General features: G+C 64.4%; 16 protein-coding genes. 10 read left to right on the top strand and 6 right to left on the bottom strand.

Annotated features, from left to right (window positions below):
* Positions 1–96: 96 nt before the first annotated feature.
* On the top strand, positions 97–867 hold the full coding sequence (gene tam, locus BKK81_RS01995) for a trans-aconitate 2-methyltransferase (RefSeq protein WP_071010534.1): 771 nt from the start codon (positions 97–99) through the stop codon (positions 865–867).
* Positions 868–940: 73 nt separating this feature from the next.
* On the opposite strand, the gene BKK81_RS01990 is transcribed toward tam, so the two are convergent.
* Positions 941–1,327 (bottom strand): VOC family protein, encoded by a 387-nt coding sequence (locus tag BKK81_RS01990; protein ID WP_071015911.1) that lies wholly within the window; start codon positions 1,325–1,327, stop codon positions 941–943.
* A gap of 287 nt (positions 1,328–1,614) precedes the next feature.
* On the opposite strand from BKK81_RS01990, the gene BKK81_RS01985 reads away from it, so the two are divergent.
* From BKK81_RS01985 to BKK81_RS01975, 3 genes are all read left to right on the top strand, one after another.
* Positions 1,615–2,373, top strand: coding sequence for a CHAD domain-containing protein (locus BKK81_RS01985; RefSeq protein WP_231907960.1), 759 nt, complete (start codon positions 1,615–1,617; stop codon positions 2,371–2,373).
* Between the two features lie 95 nt (positions 2,374–2,468).
* Positions 2,469–3,899: a tRNA uridine-5-carboxymethylaminomethyl(34) synthesis GTPase MnmE gene (gene mnmE, locus BKK81_RS01980; protein WP_071010532.1), complete on the top strand. Its 1,431-nt coding sequence runs from the start codon at positions 2,469–2,471 to the stop codon at positions 3,897–3,899.
* A 264-nt stretch (positions 3,900–4,163) separates the two neighbouring features.
* Positions 4,164–4,565, top strand: a complete 402-nt coding sequence (locus BKK81_RS01975) for a hypothetical protein (RefSeq protein ID WP_071010531.1) — start codon at positions 4,164–4,166, stop codon at positions 4,563–4,565.
* A gap of 66 nt (positions 4,566–4,631) precedes the next feature.
* Here BKK81_RS01975 and BKK81_RS35075 read toward each other — a convergent pair whose 3' ends face one another.
* The 5 genes from BKK81_RS35075 to BKK81_RS01960 all read right to left on the bottom strand — a co-directional run bounded on the left by BKK81_RS35075 (position 4,632) and on the right by BKK81_RS01960 (position 12,830).
* Positions 4,632–4,925 carry a hypothetical protein gene (locus BKK81_RS35075; RefSeq protein WP_156811086.1) on the bottom strand — a complete coding sequence of 98 codons (294 nt, stop codon included), beginning with the start codon at positions 4,923–4,925 and terminating at the stop codon, positions 4,632–4,634.
* 103 nt (positions 4,926–5,028) lie between these two features.
* Positions 5,029–5,682, bottom strand: coding sequence for an RHS repeat-associated core domain-containing protein (locus BKK81_RS33995; protein ID WP_156811084.1), 654 nt, complete (start codon positions 5,680–5,682; stop codon positions 5,029–5,031).
* A 42-nt stretch (positions 5,683–5,724) separates the two neighbouring features.
* Complete coding sequence (locus BKK81_RS35070; RefSeq protein ID WP_156811082.1) at positions 5,725–6,072, bottom strand: hypothetical protein; 348 nt, start codon at positions 6,070–6,072, stop codon at positions 5,725–5,727.
* Positions 6,069–12,326, bottom strand: coding sequence for an RHS repeat-associated core domain-containing protein (locus tag BKK81_RS01965; protein ID WP_083383873.1), 6,258 nt, complete (start codon positions 12,324–12,326; stop codon positions 6,069–6,071). Before BKK81_RS01965 ends, BKK81_RS35070 begins: the two co-directional genes overlap by 4 nt.
* Before the next feature lie 207 nt (positions 12,327–12,533).
* Entirely contained in the window at positions 12,534–12,830 is a 297-nt protein-coding gene (locus BKK81_RS01960) for an RHS repeat domain-containing protein (RefSeq protein WP_197523941.1), read from the bottom strand.
* Between the two features lie 414 nt (positions 12,831–13,244).
* Here BKK81_RS01960 and gspG point away from each other — a divergent pair, with 414 nt between their 5' ends.
* From gspG to BKK81_RS01930, 6 genes are all read left to right on the top strand, one after another.
* Positions 13,245–13,679, top strand: coding sequence for a type II secretion system major pseudopilin GspG (gene gspG / locus BKK81_RS01955; protein ID WP_231908012.1), 435 nt, complete (start codon positions 13,245–13,247; stop codon positions 13,677–13,679).
* 89 nt (positions 13,680–13,768) lie between these two features.
* A complete protein-coding gene (locus BKK81_RS01950; RefSeq protein ID WP_156811080.1) occupies positions 13,769–14,983 on the top strand; it encodes a type II secretion system F family protein in 1,215 nt (404 codons plus the stop codon).
* Positions 14,980–16,728, top strand: coding sequence for a GspE/PulE family protein (locus BKK81_RS01945; protein WP_231907959.1), 1,749 nt, complete (start codon positions 14,980–14,982; stop codon positions 16,726–16,728). The genes BKK81_RS01950 and BKK81_RS01945 overlap by 4 nt, the downstream gene beginning before the upstream one ends.
* The gene (locus BKK81_RS01940) at positions 16,709–17,581 is read left to right on the top strand and encodes a hypothetical protein (protein ID WP_156811078.1); all 873 of its coding nucleotides are present in this window, start codon (positions 16,709–16,711) and stop codon (positions 17,579–17,581) included. The genes BKK81_RS01945 and BKK81_RS01940 overlap by 20 nt, the downstream gene beginning before the upstream one ends.
* A complete protein-coding gene (locus BKK81_RS01935; protein ID WP_071068467.1) occupies positions 17,582–18,151 on the top strand; it encodes a PilN domain-containing protein in 570 nt (189 codons plus the stop codon). It abuts the gene before it with no gap.
* Positions 18,148–18,720 (top strand): hypothetical protein, encoded by a 573-nt coding sequence (locus BKK81_RS01930; protein ID WP_156811076.1) that lies wholly within the window; start codon positions 18,148–18,150, stop codon positions 18,718–18,720. Before BKK81_RS01935 ends, BKK81_RS01930 begins: the two co-directional genes overlap by 4 nt.
* The last annotated feature ends 1 nt before the right edge of the window (position 18,721 follow it).

Raw genomic sequence — 18,721 nt, 5'->3', positions numbered from 1 at the left:
TGACACGGCCGGCAAGGCCCGCAGCGCCCGCAACGCCCCCCAAAGCCATTGCCGGGCGGCAGCCTCCGCAGGAAATCCGCTAGAAGAGGAAGCAAGATGAGCTGGTCTGCCAGACAATACGTGGCGTTCGAGGATGAACGCACCCGCCCGGTACGGGATCTGCTGGCGGCAGTGCCGACGCAGGACGTGCGGCGCGCCGTCGACCTGGGCTGCGGCCCCGGCAATTCCACCGAGGTGCTGATGCAGCGCTTTCCCGGCGCGGAGGTCGCCGGTGTGGATAACTCCGACGACATGATCGCGGCGGCGCGCCAGCGCCTGCCCCAGGTACCGTTCACCCTGGCCGGCATCGAGGACTGGCAGCCGGCTGCGCCGGTCGACGTGATCCTGGCCAACGCCGTGCTGCAGTGGGTGCCGGACCATCGCAAGGTGCTGCCGGAACTGATCGGCAAGCTCGCCCCCGGCGGCAGCCTGGCGGTGCAGATGCCCGACTCGCTCGACGAACCCGCCCACCGGCTGATGCGCGAGGTGGCCGCCGCCGGCCCCTGGGCGGCCAAGCTGGCGGATGCCGCCAATGCCCGCACCGGCCTGTTCACGCCGACCGAGTACTACGCCATGCTGCGTCCACATGCGGCGCGCGTGGACGTGTGGCTGACGGTCTACCACCACCCGCTGGCGGCGGGGCCTGCGGCCATCGTGGAATGGTTCAAGGGCAGCGGCCTGCGCCCCTTCGTGCAGGCCCTCGACGAGGCCGAGCGCGCCGACTACCTGGCGCGCTACCAGGACGCCGTGGCGCAGGCCTACCCGACGCTGCCCGACGGCTCGGTGCTGCTGCCCTTCCCGCGCCTGTTCATCGTCGCGACCCGCTGAGCGGCGCCCGGCCTCGCCCCGGCCGCCGTACCCGTTGATGCGCGCGCGATGGCCGGCGCCACAGGCCCGCGCCTCAGGCCGGCAGGTGGCAGACCGCCTCGATATTGTGGCCGTCCGGGTCCAGCACGAAGGCGCCGTAGTAGTCTGGGTGGTAGTGCGCGCGGATGCCCGGCGCGCCGTTGTCGCGGCCACCGGCGGCCAGCGCCGCGCGATAGAAGGCATCGACCGCCGCCCGGCTGTCGACGCGGAAGGCCACATGCACCGGCGGCCGGTTGGGCGTGCCGGCGCTGATCCAGAACTCGGGCTTGTCCGGCGGCCCGAAACCCGCCATGTCGGTATGGCCGGTGACGCTGGCCGGCAACTCCATGTTCTTGAGGAAGCCGATGGCGCCCAGCGCCTCAGTGTAGAACGCGCGGCTGCGGGCGAAATCGCCGACGAGCACGCCGGTATGGTCGATCATCTTCGCTGTCTCCTTGCCTTCCGGGGCGATGGCGGCCATTGCAACCGCGCGCGGGCGCGCTGTCAATCGCCGTCAATCGCCGTCAATCGGCGCGCCACCGCCGCCTGGCAGCGCCGCCGCCGTCCAGGGTGCCGCACCCCACACTGCCGGCTGTGCCCCATCGTCTACACTGGATAACGTTGGTACCCATTGGTGCCTTCCAGCGCCGCACTCCGCCGCCGCAATCAGCCGCCGTATCTCCGCCACCCATGCGCACCCGCTCCGATCCGCTCCGGCTTGACCGCAAGATGCGCCCGCACGCCGCCTTCGCCGACCTGGCCGAGGCGGACCTCGCCGCCATCGGCGAGTGCCTGGAGGTGCTTGCCAGCCGCAACGCGGTGGAAGACGTGCACGCGCTGCGCGTGGCCACCCGCCACCTGCGCGCGCTGGCCTGGACCTTCGCGCCCGCGCTGCCGGCCGGCATGGCGCGGCGCTGGCGCCAGCTGGTCGGCGAGCTGGCCGATGCCGCCGGCCCCGTACGCGACTGGGACGTGTTCGCGCTGGAAACGCTCAAACCCGCGCTCGACCGCCAGCCCGGCGACCCGGTGCTGCTGGCGGTACTGGACACCGCCGCCGCGCGCCGCGCCGAGGCGCACGGGGAGATGCGGGCACGGCTGGCCCAATGCCGCCACTGGCCGCTGCCGGCACTGCAGCGCGACCTGGTCCACCTGCGCGGCGGCGTGGGACCGCACCTGCCGGCGGCGCCCGCGCTGGGCCCCTTCGCCCGCCAGCGCGTGGCGAGCACGCGCAAGCGGCTGCGCCAGCTGAAGCGCGCCGCACATGAGAACGACACCGCCAGGCTGCACAAGCTGCGCATCCGCGGCAAGCTGCTGCGCTACACCCTGGAAGCGCTGGCCGAGGTGCTGCCGGCGCGCCGCACCGCAGCCCTCCACGCGAAGCTGGTCAAGCGCCAGACCCGGCTCGGCCGCGTCATCGACGCAGCCGTGGCGCGCCGCCTGCTGTGCGAATGCCTGGGCCAGGCGCCCGCGCCGGGCCAGCCGGCCTGACAGCACCAGGCCCACGCCCTGCCCCGCCCTGCCCGCCGCCACCGGCGCACCGGCGGCCAGGCGCCGCCCGCCACACCTTCTGCGACAATACGCCCATGACTGCCTCCCAGCCTCCCATCGCCGCCATCGCCACCGCGCCCGGACGCGGCGGCATCGGCGTGGTGCGCGTCTCGGGCCCCGACGTGGCCCCCATCGCGCGCGCCCTCTGCGGCCAGACGCTCAAGCCGCGCCACGCCACCTACCTGCCCTTCCTCGACGCCACCGGCGACGTCATCGACCACGGCATCGCGCTGTACTTCCCCGCGCCGAACTCCTACACCGGCGAAGACGTGCTCGAACTGCAGGGCCACGGCGGCCCGGTGGTGATGCAGATGCTGCTGGCGCGCTGCCTGGAAGCCGGCCGCGGCATCGGCCTGCGCCTGGCCGAGCCCGGCGAGTTCACGCGCCGCGCCTTCCTCAACGACAAGCTCGACCTGGCCCAGGCCGAAGCCGTGGCCGACCTGATCGAAGCCAGCACCGAAGCCGCCGCGCGCTCGGCCGCGCGCTCGATGGAAGGCGTCTTCTCCAAGGCCATCCACGAACTGGTCGACAAGGTCATCCACCTGCGCATGCTGGTGGAAGCCACGCTCGACTTCCCCGAGGAAGAACTCGACTTCCTCGAAGCCTCCGACGCGCGCGGCCAGCTCGCCGTGATCCGCGCCAACCTCGCCGGCGTGCTGGCACAAGCGCGCCAGGGCGCGCTGCTGCGCGAAGGCCTGTCGGTGGTGCTGGCCGGCCAGCCCAACGTCGGCAAGTCCTCGCTGCTCAACGCGCTGGCCGGCGCCGAGCTGGCCATCGTCACGCCCATCCCCGGCACCACGCGCGACCGCGTGCGCGAGACCATCCAGATCGAAGGCATCCCGCTGCATATCATCGACACCGCCGGCCTGCGCGACGACACCGACGACGAAGTCGAGCGCATCGGCATCCAACGCACCTGGGACGCCGTCGGCCGCGCCGACATCGTGCTGCACCTGGTCGACGCCACCGACTACGTGCGCAACGGCCTGTCCCCCATCGACGACCAGATCGACGACCGCCTCAGCGGCGTGCTGCCGCCGGGCTCGCCCATCCTGCGCGTGGTCAACAAGATCGACCTCGCCCCCGCCGCCGGCGACGCGCACTTCAGCAGCAACCGCCCGCACGTGGTCGCCGCCAACGGCCCCAATCCCAGCGAAGTCTGGATCTCCGCGCGCAGCGGCGCCGGCATCGAACTGCTGCGCGCCCACCTGCTGCGCCTGGTCGGCTGGCAATCGTCCGGCAACGAAGGCACCTTCCTCGCCCGCGAACGCCACCTGACCGCGCTGCGCAACGCCCAGTCCCACCTCGACATGGCCGCCGAACAGGCCGACCAGCAGGCCCAGGCACTCGACCTCTTCGCCGAGGAACTGCGGCTGGCGCAGGACCACCTGAACAGCATCACCGGGGAATTCACCAGCGATGACCTGCTGGGGACGATTTTTACGCGGTTCTGTATCGGCAAGTGAGGGGTGGCGGGCCGTGTGCGCGGCCCGCGCACCACAGGTATGGAAGCGGTGCATCGCATTTGACGATGCACCGGACCATCGCTCTCCAGCGATGAAACACTTTGCGTTCCGTGCACCTGGCGCCGTTGCCGGCGCGGCGCAGCGTGCTATTCTCCATTCGCCCCTGAAACAACAGGGGCCAGGTTTGGCGACCTGAACAACGTTGGCGGACAGCCGCATCGGTGCGGCATCTTCCGTCTTCCTGTGCCAACGTTGGAGGCCGCCATGCGCAAGACCCACGCACATCCTGAGCACCCAGACACCGGATTGTCTTCGCGCAGGCGAAGCCTCTTCGAGCATCGCGACAATGCGTTCGCCGAACACATTGAGCGTGCCGCCTATCTGGGCCAACTGTCGAACACCGGCCCACTCGTCGAATGCCTGAACCGCGCTGTGCGGGTCGCCAGAGGCTTGGACATGCTCTTCACGCTTGCGCGCAACAACGCCGTCGAACAGCATGAGGATGAACAAGCCGACGATGGCAATAGGGCGCTCGGCCCGCTCAGTCCGGCCACCATGGATGTGCTGTTCGATTTGGGGCAGACGGCCGCGGAATTGCTGGCGCGGGACATCGGGGTTGTCGCCGCCTGGACGGAGGAGAATGGATTGGTTGAGGACGGCCGCTAGGACATGGTCCGCTTCGTCCTCCAGAATTGGGGGGGCCCAATGCCTCCTCCTAGGGTATTTCAATGCTTACAACACCCTAACGATGGCCGTACGCTTGAAGCCTTCATACAGTTCAAAAACACACCCGGGTTTCAACCTCTCAATCGGATCTGTTGGCATGAGAAATCGGGCTGTTGCATTGAACGACACAGCATGCGCAATTTCCGGGGAATCGAACTCCAATACGACACTCCACGCCTCGTTTGGCCAAGTCGCAGCATCTTCAGGAAATTTCGCCACGGTCGAATAAGTATTGGACGAAGGCAGATTTACCATCTTTTCCGGCAACCACTGCACATGCACCTTAACAGACTCACCCATCGCACAAGCTCCTCGACAACGATCAAGAGCTACCATTTGATGGTCACTCCTTTCAACTGATCTAGCTCGCCCTAACGCGCTGCGCCAATGCCGTCTAGCCGTTCTACCCGTATGAGCTGGTTGGCTTGAATCGTTGGCATTTGTGCACGCACAACCGTCGAGTTACGGGGCCGTTCATCACATTGCCCCATTGCTCCGCATGCTCTGAACTTTCAGCAAACCACTTACCACCCAGAGAATTCGGACCAGCCTCAAACTTGCCGGTCGCCTGAATTTGCCTCAATTCACCTTGCGTTACTGCTCGATAGAGGGTCGTAGTCTCTTTCCCGGCAGCTTTTGCCGCAGCCCCAATCCCCTTGACAATCCCTGCCCCAATACCCGGCCCGACCACCCCCTGAGACAAGGCATCTGACAAGTTGGCTGACTGCTGATGCGACCAGCTGTTCGTTATCGCAGCCGGCGTCGGAATGGGCTGGATCTTCGACTCCACACCCATCAGGTTGTTCGTCGAGCACAGCGCCGCCAACCCGCTCGGATCGGTGACGTTGATGGGGTTGTTCCCCACATATGCATACCAATTCAGGTCATCCTTGTACCCAATCGGATCCGTCTGCAGGAAGCGCCCCAGCACCGGCGAATACATCCGCACCTTGTAATAGTACAACCCGAGCGGCGCCAGGTACTGCTGCCCCGTATAGCCAAAGCGGGACGCCGGCGTGCCCTCCGTCTCCCCGAACGGCCCATACGCCTGGCTAATCGTCAGCGCAACGATACTGCCCTGCTGTCATGGCGTATCTAACTACTTGGACAGAGCCTCAATGATGGCACTGGCATGAGATTCATCCAGTGGAACCATTAAAGCTGGATTAGCAAGTTCATACAAAACCTCATCAAGCTTCTCCTCCGATCTCTTTTCAAGGGCAATATCTTCCCGCCCCTCAATTAAATTAGCCCATCGCTCCACATCACTCACCGACAACTCTCGACTTAGGTACCGCCTGAGCACATCAATCAAATGTGCACGACTCAATTCGATTGCCTCCCCTTCAAAATCCCAATCAAATTCTCGAAGGCGGGATTCAATCTCATCCAATGGAAATGAAAGCTCAACCAATGCTCTGACCGTATCCAAACGATTCTTGTTCATGGGTACACGCCTCCTGTGATTTTATCCTTCACATGGACAATTTTCCCTGCTGGGTCGTAAGTAGTTTTGGTGTACTGTGTAGTCACGCCAGCAGCATCGATCTGCTTCTCATATACCGCTGAAGATCCCGGCACTCGCCCCGGTGACATCGCTTGAGCAGCTACGCCGTCATTTGGGAGCGCCTTCAATGCAACGCTATCCTTAGCATTAGAAGGCAGCTTACTTGTAAAGCGGTCAACGTTCTTAGCCTGCGCAGCGTTGAGCTTGAGTACGTTTGCCGTAGCCCCAATCCCCTTGCCGATCCCCCCGCCAATCATCGGCACGTCGCTTGTCGCTATATCAGTCGCGATCAACCCCACAGCGAGAAGCGGCGCCAGTGGCAGAGCAGCAACCAGCGTACGAGGACCGTCAGCGACCGGCTTGAACGACAACCCCTGCGAGAAATCCCCCGTCGTTGCCGCCAGCCCCATCGGATCGGCAAAGTTGATCGGGTTGTTCCCCACATACGCATACCAATTCAGGTCATCCTTGTACCCGATCGGATCCGTCTGCAGGAAGCGCCCCAGCACCGGCGAATACATCCGCGCCTTGTAATAGTACAACCCGAGCGGCGCCAGGTACTGCTGCCCCGTATAGCCAAAGCGGGACGCCGGCGTGCCCTCGGTCTCCCCGAACGGCCCGTACGCCTGGCTGCTCGTCGTCGCGCCGCTGCGGTTCGTCTGCGCGACGATGCTGCCCTGGTGGTCGGCGTACAGCCAGCTCTTGGAGGCCGTGCCCGGGCCTTCGTACTGCACCAGCGGCTCGTCGATGCCCGGGCCGAACACATAGCGGCGGGCCAGCGCGCCGGCGGCGTCGTATTCCGCGGCCAGTTCCCGCCCGTTGTACAGCAGCGTCGTCGCCGTGCCGTTGATCGTGGTCCGGAGCATCCGGCCTTCCGGGTCGTAGTCCAGCGTGGCGCTCGTGCCCGCGCGCGTGGCTGTCCGCAGGCGGTTGTCCAGGTCGTACGCGTACGTCCAGGTGCCGTCGCCGGTCAGATTGCCGTTGCGGTCATACGTCATCGCCTTGCCGCCGGCCGTGCGGTACTGGTTCAGTCCGTTGGCTGTATAGGTGCTGGTTCCCGTCGATGGCTTCCAGACATAGCGGTCGTTCGTTACGTTCACATACGTGATCTCTCCCAGCTGGTTGCGCATGAAGATGGCGATCCAGTCCTCGACGCGGTTCGTGAACCAGTGGTCCTTGCGCCACATCCGCCCCAGGCTGTCGTAGAAGAACTCGCTGAACGTGCCATTGCCAAAGTTCACCTCCGCTCGACGGTTGAGCGCGTCATAGCTGTACTTCGCCAGGCTCACCGTGCCGTTTTCCAGCAACTCCAACGGGCGGCCAGCCTTGTCATACGTGGTCGACACATGGAAACCGTCCGGCCAGGCAACGTCGGTCACGTTGCCAGCGGCGTCATAGCTGTAACGCAGCGTCCGGCCGCCAGCACTGGTCTGCGTCAATTGCCCCAGCGCGTCGTAGACGTTGGTGATCGTGTGGCTGCCGTTGCTGAACTGCGACGCGGTTTTCAGGCCACGCAGGTCGTAGCTGTACTGCACGTTGCCCACGCCCCCTGGGAAGGCGCGTGCGCTCAGACGGTTCAAGGCGTCGAAGGTCTGCGTTACGGTCTGGCCATCACGTTTGCGCAGTGCGATCAGGTTGCTGTTAGCATCCCACGTGTACTGCTCGTAGTTGTTCAAGTCGCCCTGACCCGGCGAGCCCTCCAGCGGATAGTGCGTGCGATAGAGGCGATCGTGTCCGTCGTACAGGTTGACGGTCGTATTGCCCTTCGCATCGGTCGTCAGCGCGACCGTGCCGTTCGGGTTGTAGACGTAGCTCACATAGTTCTGCTGCAGACCCGTGCCCACGGCCTTGCGCACGCTCTTGACGCTGTCGTCGGCGTTGTAGACGGTCTCCGTGACCCGATTGCCGCCATCGGCTGCAGGCAGGAACTGCGTGACCCGCACCGGTCGGTGGTGGTCGTCATAAGCCGTGTCGGTGATCGGCGTCGGTGCAGCCTCGGAGGGACAAGACACCGCACCGGAAAGCTGCAACGCAGGCCCCCAAGAGCGCACCACGTCGCCCATCGCGTTGTAGCGCTTGCACGTAACCATCCGATTGTTGTCAACGTATGCACTACGACGTACCTCACGATTGTTGTGGTCATACTCGATCGTCTCGTATGCGCCAAGCAGATTCGCATTCGTGCGGATGACGTTGTCCCGCTTGTCATAGAAGTACTCGATCCGCGGCGCGCCATCGCGCTGACTTGAAGTCAGCCGGCCTTCGCTGTCATAGGCCGTGACGGTCCTGATCTTCTGTCCGAACGCATCTTGAGTCGTAACTGCAGGCGTGCCATCCGCCGCGTAGCTGATGGCAGTGGAGACACTGCGTTTGCCATCGATCTTCTCCGTCACGCGAATCGGGCGCAGATAGCTTCCCTTTCCGGCTGGCGTGACTTCTTCGTAAGTCGTTTCCGTAACGGGAGCCACACCGCCTACGGCAGGACGTATGACTTTCGTCAATTGGATGACGTACTTTGGCACGCGGTAGTCATACGACGTGTGGTATTCATATGAAGTCGTCAAGCCTCGTGCATCGACCGAAGTCAATGGCAAACCATGGCTAGGTTCATATGTGAACCTTTGCGTCAGAACTGGTTCGGCCGAACCCGCGCGCGGAACGCGGGAAACCGTTGCCACGTTGTGTGTGCACCTGGCCTCCAAAAGCGTACAACTCCGGTCGTCGTACGTATGCTCCGTGCGGTTTCCTTCCGGCTTTGTTTCGCGTACCAGGCGGTTTTGACCGTCGTAGTCCCTCACCGTCCAGTTGCCGACCGGGTCTCCGATCCGCAGCAGATTTCCTTCTCCGTCGATATAGTTGGTACGCGCGGTCCCGCCCGGGCCAAGTTCCTCCGTGCGCGATCCGGCAAAGTAATACTGGAACAGATTGCCCGCCGCGCTGGTCTGGGTACGCACCCGCCCGAGCGTGTCGTAGGTATTGGTCACGACCGGTACCGTCGGAAAGCTCGGCTCGAAGAACTTTGTCATCCGGCCCGGTTTGTCATATTCGAAACGCGTCGGGAGACCATCCGGATCCACCGCGCTGATCAGGTTGGCGTTGCCGTCGTACGCATACCGCACCGTCTTCTGCGGACTGCTGACGCTCTGGAGGCGCCCATTCGCATAGGAGAAGGCCAAGCGCCGGCCGGCGCTGTTCTCCACGCGCGTCAACTGGTCGCCATCCCAGGTGAAATCGATGGTCTCGCCGCTGATATCGATAAATTGCTTGACCTTTCCGTCATACCAAGGAAATACGTGGGTTCCAGCGCCTTCCTTGGCGTACGTTCTGTAGGTCCAGCCGTTGTTTCCCTCGAACAAGTAGGCTGCCTTTCCAGGCGGGGAACTAAAGAACGCTCTGCTGAGTTGAGATGGCAAACGCACGAACACGTCACTATTCAAGCCTCGCTTGACGATCTTCGTGTTGTTCGTCAGCCCATCGCCAAACCAGCGTTTCGCCATCACAGCGATGAGGAATTTGTCCGCCGGCATCGCAGGATCATTCAGCAGATCCAGCGAGGCCCGGTGCTCCATGATCGTACCGACCGCGTCGAGTGCGAGCCGGTCGCCCAGGCCGAGGAAACCATCGGACGCCGTGCGAATGCTCATGTCATAGTTGTGCGTCCAGCCCCTGCCGAGCGGCCCCGTCTGCCCACTCATGCCGCTGCTGTAGAAGCGCCGGAATCTCAGCGCCCCCGCGCCCTCGCCATAGCCTGTCTTGATATCCTGATGCTCGTACAGGAAATTGCCGTGCACCATATCGATAGGATCGCCGAACAACGTCCCAGGCCCGAAATGCCCGATCTGGTTGAATGGCGCCTTTGAATTGCTGATCGTGTTGAGGTTGTAGGTCGGCGCCGGCACCGGCTTGGTGAAGTACCCGCCCGAGTACCCGCCGGAGATGATCGACCCGAGCTCATACTGCTCCCCATGCCCGCGTACGAAGTAACCCGCGCCCTTCCATTGGTTCTCGACCAACTCGCAGTTCGCGGGAAGTAGCAACTCGTTACCCTTGTTCACGTAATCCTGGAAATTGCCAAGATGTCGCTGGCAATTTGACAGTGAACGCTGAACGCTCGCGTAGTTCCCCTTGGTGGCCTTGTAGATCGTCTGTCCCTCGCTCATGGCCAGGTCCAGCAGCTTCACGGTCGAGACGGCCGAAACGCCCGAGGTCTGGTTGACCGCAGTCGATTCGAGAATCGACTGATGCATCGCGTAGCTGTCGAATGCCGCCTGCTCAAGACTCATATCACGTGCCATCTGTGCCGGCGAACTCACATTGCTCGGCAGATCGACATAGGGGCCATCGGTATAGCCCGCGATCCCGACCTGGTGCTGCTGTACCGTATAGACATTGGCCAGGCGGTCCGTGATCGACGCGCTGAGCATCGTCTGCGATACCCACTGCGAACCCATCACGCCCAGGCTCGCACCGAGTATTGCCTCGCTCGTATCGGCATGGCCTGCCGCCCGAAGCTCCTCCAGATTCTTCAGGTAGTACTGGGACAATCCCCGCCCGGCCGGACCCCAGCCGTTCACGATCAGATACGTGCCGCCGCCCGTGATGCGCTGCTCGAACGCATGGTTCGCGAATTCGTTGCGATAGGCGTGATGCGTGACGACGAATCTCACGACACTGTTCGCGCCGGGCGCCACTGCAGTCCCGGGGGCGCCGATGGCCTGACCATCGAGCCTGAGCACCGGTTGATTTGCGGTGTTATAAGTGATCGTCAGCCGTTTGCCGTAGATCGCATCGGAGGTGAAGGTCTGGTCGATGCCCTGATACTGCACGCGTACCGTCGGCTTGAACTCCGCCGGAATCTCGGTCCATTCGTCCTGGCTCCGGCTCGTATCGGCCAGCGGGTTCCGGGTCTGCCGCAGCGCGCCCGCATAGAAGGGAACGATGGACTTGCCGCCAATAATGTCGCTCAGCGTCGCCGTCGGCTTGTTCTTGCGGATCCAGTCGGCCAGGTTCATCGACACGCTCGAGAGATCCGCTCGGATGTTGTTGCGATTCAGGCCACGGACCTGGTCCGGCGTCACGGTGGCGCCGGACTTGGCGTTTTGCAGGAAGGTCGCGGCGTTGTAACCCGCCGCCGCGCTCAGGTCGATACCTGGCTTGATAGTGTGCGGCTTGTAGCTCGGATCGAACGTGTACCACGTGCCACCGATATTGGCCTTGAGCCAGACGTGCTCGATCGAAATGTTGGCCAGTGGCGCACTCGTCTTGGGGCAACTGACCGCTTGCGTGGCGTTGATTTCGTGGACTGGAATCTGGGTCTGCGCCATCAGGTTCCGGACCGCGCAGACATCGCCGGTCGGCACCCCGAACCAGTCCGCGAACTGCTGGGCGTTGAGCTTGATCGCGCCGCGCACGATGCGCGTGTCGTAGCCCGAGATGCGCAGCAGCGACGCCATCAACTGCGCCTGGTCGGCTGGGCTGCCGTAGTTGTCGAGTACCGCGCCCTGTGCACCCTTGTGGATGCCGCGCACCGGATCGAGTTCGATATTGTTGCGAACGTACTGGTAGATCAGATCCGGATGATGGCGGAGCGCACGCGCGAGTTCATCGAGCGATGCCGGCCCGGCTGGCGCGATGTGGGCCACGACATTGTCGTCGCCGGCCGCGCGGGTGCCGCCCGACCGCATGCTGCGCTCGGTTTCCTTCGGCTCCGGGGAGTTCGGCAGGTTGACGCTTTCGACACCGCTTGCAGCGGCTCTGCTGCGCTTCAGGTTGAGCTTCGGCAACGTTTCGATCGCGCCGCCCGCATTGAGGTTTGCCGGCAACATGGCCGCGGCCTTGGCATCGTGCGCCATGGCCGCCTCGGCCGTCACCAGTGACATCCGTGCCCAGAGCACGTTCGGCTGCGGCGCGAACTCCTCTCCTGGCGTCAGCCTGCTCGCCTTGCCCTGCGGGTCAGCCTCGCGACCACGGCGAATCGGCGCTCCCTGGGCGGCTGTCGCGCTGGTCGCAGGCGCCCGCTCCGCTGCCGCGGGGGCCTTTGTAGAAAATTGGACGTTGCCGGCTTCGGCAGCGCCGAGATACAGCGTCAGCGCACCGGCGAGCGCCGTCAGCACCTTTGCACAACCGGATCGGGATACGCGATCGGCGCCGCCTCGTTGCACGGCCTGCTTGCCTCGGAGTACATCGTCAACCATCGAAGGTTCCTCGGAGATAGGGATGGGTCTTAAGCGATGTGAAAATCCGGCGCGCACGCTGCCCCGCCCCTGTTGCGATACGACAAGGGCGTTGGTCGACAAGGACCGCTCGTTCAGACTGGGTGCGCGAGCCCGCCCGTCAATGAGGATGGGCCGTCACGCGTGCTGCGAAGCGTTTCCGTGCGCGGCGAATGCGGAAAACGTCAGTTACGGGCTGGTGCTGACGACGCTGGTCCGGTTGCCCGCCGCGTCGTAGCTGTAGGTGATGGTCGTCTTTTTGTTTCCGACGTTGTAGACAACCTTGGCCAGGCGCCCTAGCGGGTCGTACGTGTATTCGACCGAGTTCGCCGAATGGGCCAAAGGCGACAAGGCGAAAATGGCGGCGCCCAATGCGAAATGCAAAGCAAACCGCAGATTGAGGCGTCTAGCCCGTGTAGTGCCGGCCTGAACCGCACCGGACTGCTTGATCGATTGGCCCCTCGATGATTCGACAAATCCCTGCATGGCAATACGTCCTTTTTCTTTTACTTCTTGCGTTGGATTGCTGCTCAGCCTGCAATTACCTTCGATTGCCTGCTGTCACCTACGATGACTGTTGTGATCCATACATTGCGACGCTGCGCGGAGGCTATCAAACGATCACCTGTCTTTCAATCCAGAAATCGGCGGCAGTTCAATGGTTTGTCTTTAATCTTATTTTTCCGCGCCACCCTTGGGAATTTGCTGATTCTAGTTACCGCACAATTCGTGGAACCATGCTTGCCGACATGTCGAGTGTGCCGACATTTTTTCTGGCGAGACATCATGCATGCGTCTCGAACACCATAGAAATCGCCAAAAGGGCTTTACATGATGCGCCGTGCGATACATGAACAAGCCTGTCGAACCTTGGCGACGACTGTCGGCCCCCTGTCAGCCATCCAACGCTTCCCGAAAGACAAAGCCGTGCCGATCGGGCGCCATGCCGGCTTTACCTTGCTCGAGCTTCTGGTGGTACTGGTCATCATCGGCCTGCTCGCGGGCATCGTCGGTCCGCGGCTCTTTGCCAATGTCGATAAATCCAAGGAAACAACGGCGAAGGCGCAGATCGATGTGCTGAGCAAGGCCGTGGACCAGCTCAGGCTCGACATCGGCCGTTACCCGACCACCCAGGAAGGGCTCGCCTTGCTGACCACGCCGCCGGCCGACGGCACGCCCGGCTGGAGCGGTCCCTACCTGAAGAAGGCCGTCCCGGATGATCCCTGGGGCAAGCCGTACCGCTACACCTTCCCTGGGGCACACGGTGGTGATTACGACATCGTGTCGGACGGTCCGGGCCGGAACGCACCGGCCTCGCCGCGGATCCGCAACTGAGTCCGCCGTTTTCTCCAGACGCTTGTCTCGACGGGGCGCCCTGCACTGTGCCGAAATTCGTATTGCTTGGTTTGAACGCACGTGGCCGATTGCAGCAGTTCGATCTGCAGGCTGCCAATCGACACGACGCGCAACAGGAGGCCGTGCGCCGCGCCGGTCAGGCCGGCGTGCAGATTGTCGACGTCAGCGCCGCGCGGTCCGGTGAAGCGGGCGCCGCGCTCTCGCGCACCTCCCTGCGTGACCTCTTGCGCGGCAAGCGCTTCGACCTGTCTCTGTTCGTCCATGAACTGCTGGCGCTGCTGCGCGCGGGGCTGTCCCTGACCGAAGCGCTGGAGACGCTGGATGAACGCTGGCGCCACCAGCACGCCTCGGCCGCGGAAGAACAGGGCCACTATGTGCTGCCCGACCTCGTGCGCCTGATGCAGGAGGGCAAGTCTTTTTCGACCGCCCTGGCCATGCATCCGGCGTGCTTTTCCCCGCTGTTCATTGCCATGATGGCCGCCAGCGAGCAGACGGGCAGCATGGCGGAGGCGCTGGAGCGCTACCTGCAGTACCACGCGCAGGTCAGCGTCGTCCGGCAGAAGCTGATTTCCGCCTCGCTCTATCCCGCGCTGCTGATGCTGACAGGCACCATCGTCGCCTTCTTCCTGGTCTGGTTTCTCGCGCCGCGCTTCGCCCATGTCTACGAAGGGATGACGCCGGCCGATCTGCCTGTGCTCTCCGCGTGGCTGCTGAAGATCGGGCTCTTTGTCAGCGACCATACGCTCGCCTCCCTCGGCTGCCTGCTCGGCCTGCTCGTGGCAGCGGCCACCCTGCTGGTACGCCCCGCCGTGCAACAACGATGCCTGGCGCTGTTCGCGCGGATCGGCTGGATCGGCGAGACGCTGACGCTCATGCAGCTCGCCCGCTTCTATCGTTCGCTCGGCATGCTGCTGCAGGGCGGTGTCGCCCTGCTGCCGTCGCTCGACATGACCCGGGAACTGCTGCCGCTGCCGCTTCAGGATGGATTGACGCGCGCGATGGCCCGCATCGCGCAGGGCAGGAAGGTGAGCGAGAGCCTGGCGCAGGAGCAGCTGATGACCACTGTTGCGCTGCGCCTGCTGCGCGCAGGTGAGCGCAACGGCCAGATCGCCGGCATGCTCGAACAGGCCGCGATGTTCCATGAACGGGAGATCACGCAGTGGATCGAGCGATTCGCCCGGCTGGTGGAGCCGCTCCTGATGCTGGTGATGGGGTTGGGAATCGGCACGATCGTCGTGCTGCTCTATCTGCCGGTGTTCGACCTGGCGGGGAACCTGCAATGAGCCGCGCGCGAAGGCCAGCGACGCCAATGACGCCAATGACGCCAACGCCCCCGACACCAACCGCCGCCCTGCTCGCCCAGGCCCGGTCGCTGGCCCGCACGGAGGGCGAGCCTTTGCTGTGCGCGCTCGAGAAGGTCGGCGGCCTGCCGGCCGACGACATGCTGGCGCTGGTCGCCGGCGAAAGCCGCATGGCCGTGCTGCGGCTCGCGCAGATGGAAGCCATGACGCCGGACTTTTCCGGCTTCAGTTACGCCGAGTGCCTTCAGCAGAATTGCGCGGTGCTGCACGATGGCGATCGTGCTGCTGCTGCTGATGATGGTAATGGCGAAAGCCATCGCATCCTGGTCTGCGACGATCCGTGGAATACCGCCCTGGTCTCGCTGGCAAGCTACCGGCTGTCCGGCTATTTCGATCTGGCCTTTGCGCATCCGCTCGAGCTGAAGGCATTGCTGGCCCGTTTCGGCAGCGACCAGGAGACGCTCTCCCAGTTGATCCGGCTGGACCATGCCGCCGACGGCGCGAACGGCGCGCAGGAGATTTCCCTTGCCTCGATCGCCAGCGACGACAGCCAGGTCGTGCGCCTGGTGAACTCGACGCTGTACGACGCGCACCGCAACCGGGTGTCCGATATTCATTTCGAGAACTCGCTGCGCGGGCTGTCGATCCGCTATCGCATCGATGGCGTCATCTCGACCGCTCGCGTGCTGAGCGATGCCGACATGGCCGAACAGGTCATCTCGCGCCTGAAGGTCATGGCCGAACTGGACATCGGCGAGCAGCGCATTCCGCAGGACGGCCGGTTTTCCGTGTCGATCCACTCGCGCGAGGTCGATTTCCGCGTCTCGATCATGCCAGGCCTGTTCGGCGAAGACGCGGTCTTGCGCATTCTCGACCGCCAATCGCTGACGACGGATATGGCGCAGTTGAATCTGGACCTGCTCGGGATCGACACGCCCACGCGCGAGGTGATGCGCCGCCTCGCCAATCATCCATACGGGATGTTGCTCGTCACCGGCCCCACCGGCTCCGGCAAGACGACCACGCTGTATGCCACGCTCTCCGAGATCAAGCGTGGCGACGACAAGATCATCACGATCGAGGATCCCGTCGAGTACCAGCTCGACGACATCCTGCAGATTCCGGTCAACGAAAAGAAGGGCCTGACGTTCGCGCGCGGACTGCGCTCTATCCTGCGGCACGACCCGGACCGGATCCTGGTCGGCGAGATCCGTGACCGCGAAACGGCGGAGATCGCCATTCAGGCGGCGCTGACCGGGCACGTGGTCTACACCACCGTCCATGCCAACAACGTGTTCGACGTGCTGAGCCGCTTCCGGCATATGCAGATCGATCCGTACAGCTTCGTGACGGCCCTGAACGGGATCGTTGCCCAGCGCCTGGTCCGCTTGATCTGCACGCACTGCGCGGCGCCCTTCGTGCCGGACGAGGCATCGTTGCACGATTCGCGCGTCACGCGCGAACAACTGGCGGACGGCCAGCTGCTGAAGGGGTCCGGCTGTGCGAATTGCCGCGGCAGCGGCTATCGTGGCCGCCGCGCGCTGGCCGAAGTGCTGGTGCTCGATGACGATCTGCGCGAAGCCATCCTGCAGCAGGCGCCGACCGGCCAGCTGAAGGAGATGGCGCGCCGGCGCGGCCTGCGCGCGATGCGCGAGCAGGCCATCGAAGCCGTGAAGCAGGGGCAGACCACCTTGGAAGAGATCAATCGTGTCACGTTTGCCGATTAAGCCGGCGGCACGGCGGATCGCCCGGCTCGGCCATTCGATCGGCCATTCGATCGGCCATTCGATCGGCTATTCGATCGGCCACGCGATTGGCAACCAGGCGGCCAGCGCGGCGCGGCCGCAGCGTTTGCGCGTCTATCTCGGACACGGCGCGCTGGCCGTGTGCCGGAGCGCGGGCCGCTTCCATTCGTCGGTGCAGGACAAGGCGATCCTGAGCGGGGGCACCGGCGTGTCCGATCTGCCGAACCAGCTGGCAGCGCTGGAAAGCTGGCTGGAAGCGCATCCGGCACGCGCGGACATCGACTGGATCATCGGCATCGAGCACGTGCGCTACCTGCTCCTGCCCTGGGACCCGCGGCTGGCGAGCGATGCGTTCTGCCGATCGCTGGCCGGTGCGCTCTTTGCCCAGCAGGGTGCCGGCGGCACGCCGTTTGCCGGCTACCAGCTCCGCTATTCGCCCCTCGCGTTCGGGCAGCCTTGCCTCGCCGCGCTGCTGACCAACGACATCATCCGCGAGCTGACTGCCTTTGCCCGGCGCCGGGGTTGCCGGACCACGCGGATCGAGCCCGCCCTGAGTGTCGTGTGGAACCGCTTCCGTGCGCGCTGGAAACACGACACAGGCGTACTCGCGCTCGTCGAGGGACCGCGCCTGCTGCGCATCGGCTTCGCGCACGGCCACATCACAAGCTTCTCGCTTCAGCCCTGTTCCGACACGCGGCCACCGGCAACGCCGGAGGAGACGACCTGGGTATTCCCGGCGCGCCACCCGGCCGCCCCCGGCGGCGACGTGCTGGTGCTCGACGGCTTCGCGCCGGACGACGATCCGCGCCTGGCCTACGCGCTCTGCGGGGTGTGAATGGGGCGTCTGCACTGGAATTTCGCCGATCGATCGCGCTGGAGCGGGCCATGGCTTGCCGTGGGCGTCATCGCGCTCGCTGGCTGCCTCCACGCGCTATGGTGGCGCGACGCCTTGCTCACGCAGCGCCAAGACATGGTCGAACGCGCCGCCCGCCTGGCACGCCGCGCCGCAATGCAGCAGCGCCCGGCGGCACCCGCCGTCCCGGCGGCGCTCGAAACCGTCTTTGCCGAGATGCACTACCCGTGGATGGACATGCTGGACAGCCTGCGTGCCGCCACGCCGGCGGGCGTCGATCTGCTCACGCTGGAGCCAGATAGCGGTGCGATCCGCCGTGTGCATATCCGCGGCGTCGCCGATCAGACGCAAAGCGTGTTCGAGCTGGTCACGGCCTTGCATCAGGATCCCGCCTGGTCTTCGGTGCAGTTGGTCAGCCAGGCCCGGAACGGCGATGCGAGCCCGCCGCCCGGCCAGCATTCCATTGCGCCCCTGCCGGGCGGGCCGGGATCGTCCGGTGCGCTGCCGCCGACCCTGTCTTTTTCGCTGCTTGCGGAATGGAGGGGGCTGTGAACCGTCGACACGTGCTGCACGTGGTGTCCTGGCGCGGTAACTGGGTGTGGGGCCGGATCGGGCCGCACCATCTGGTCATCGCGGGCCTGCTGACGCTTTGGGTGTCATTGATCCTCGCGATCGACTATCCCTTGCTCCGTGAAACAAGACAGTTGGCAAAGCAACTGGCTTCGGTGCCAGAACCCGGACGGGAACGGCCGAGCACCGCGAAGGCCGCGCAGGCCGGACCGCGCCAGATCGCCAAGGAATATGCAGCCACCTTGCCGGCATTCGACGCGTACCCGGGCCAGTTGCGCGCATTGAACCTCCTCGCGGACCAGCACGGCGTGGTCGTCGCCCGTGTCGATTACCGCTATGAGCCGTTGACGGGCTTGCCGATCCAGCGCCTCGTCCTGCGCATGGACGCCCAAGGGCAAGACCTGCCACTGCGCAGCTTCCTGCAGGCCATGCTCAACGCGTTTCCGAATCTGTCGATCGCCCGCCTCGCCTATGCAAAAGCCACGGATGGATCGCTGAAGGTCGATCAAGCGCTGGAGATCCACCTGTACTACCGCTGGCAGGCGGAGTGAG

Origin of the sequence: Cupriavidus sp. USMAHM13 (assembly GCF_001854285.1) — a bacterium.
Lineage (GTDB): Bacteria > Pseudomonadota > Gammaproteobacteria > Burkholderiales > Burkholderiaceae > Cupriavidus > Cupriavidus malaysiensis.
The sequence above is the reverse complement of the archived record's forward strand: the minus strand, read 5'-3'. Positions and strand labels throughout refer to the sequence as shown.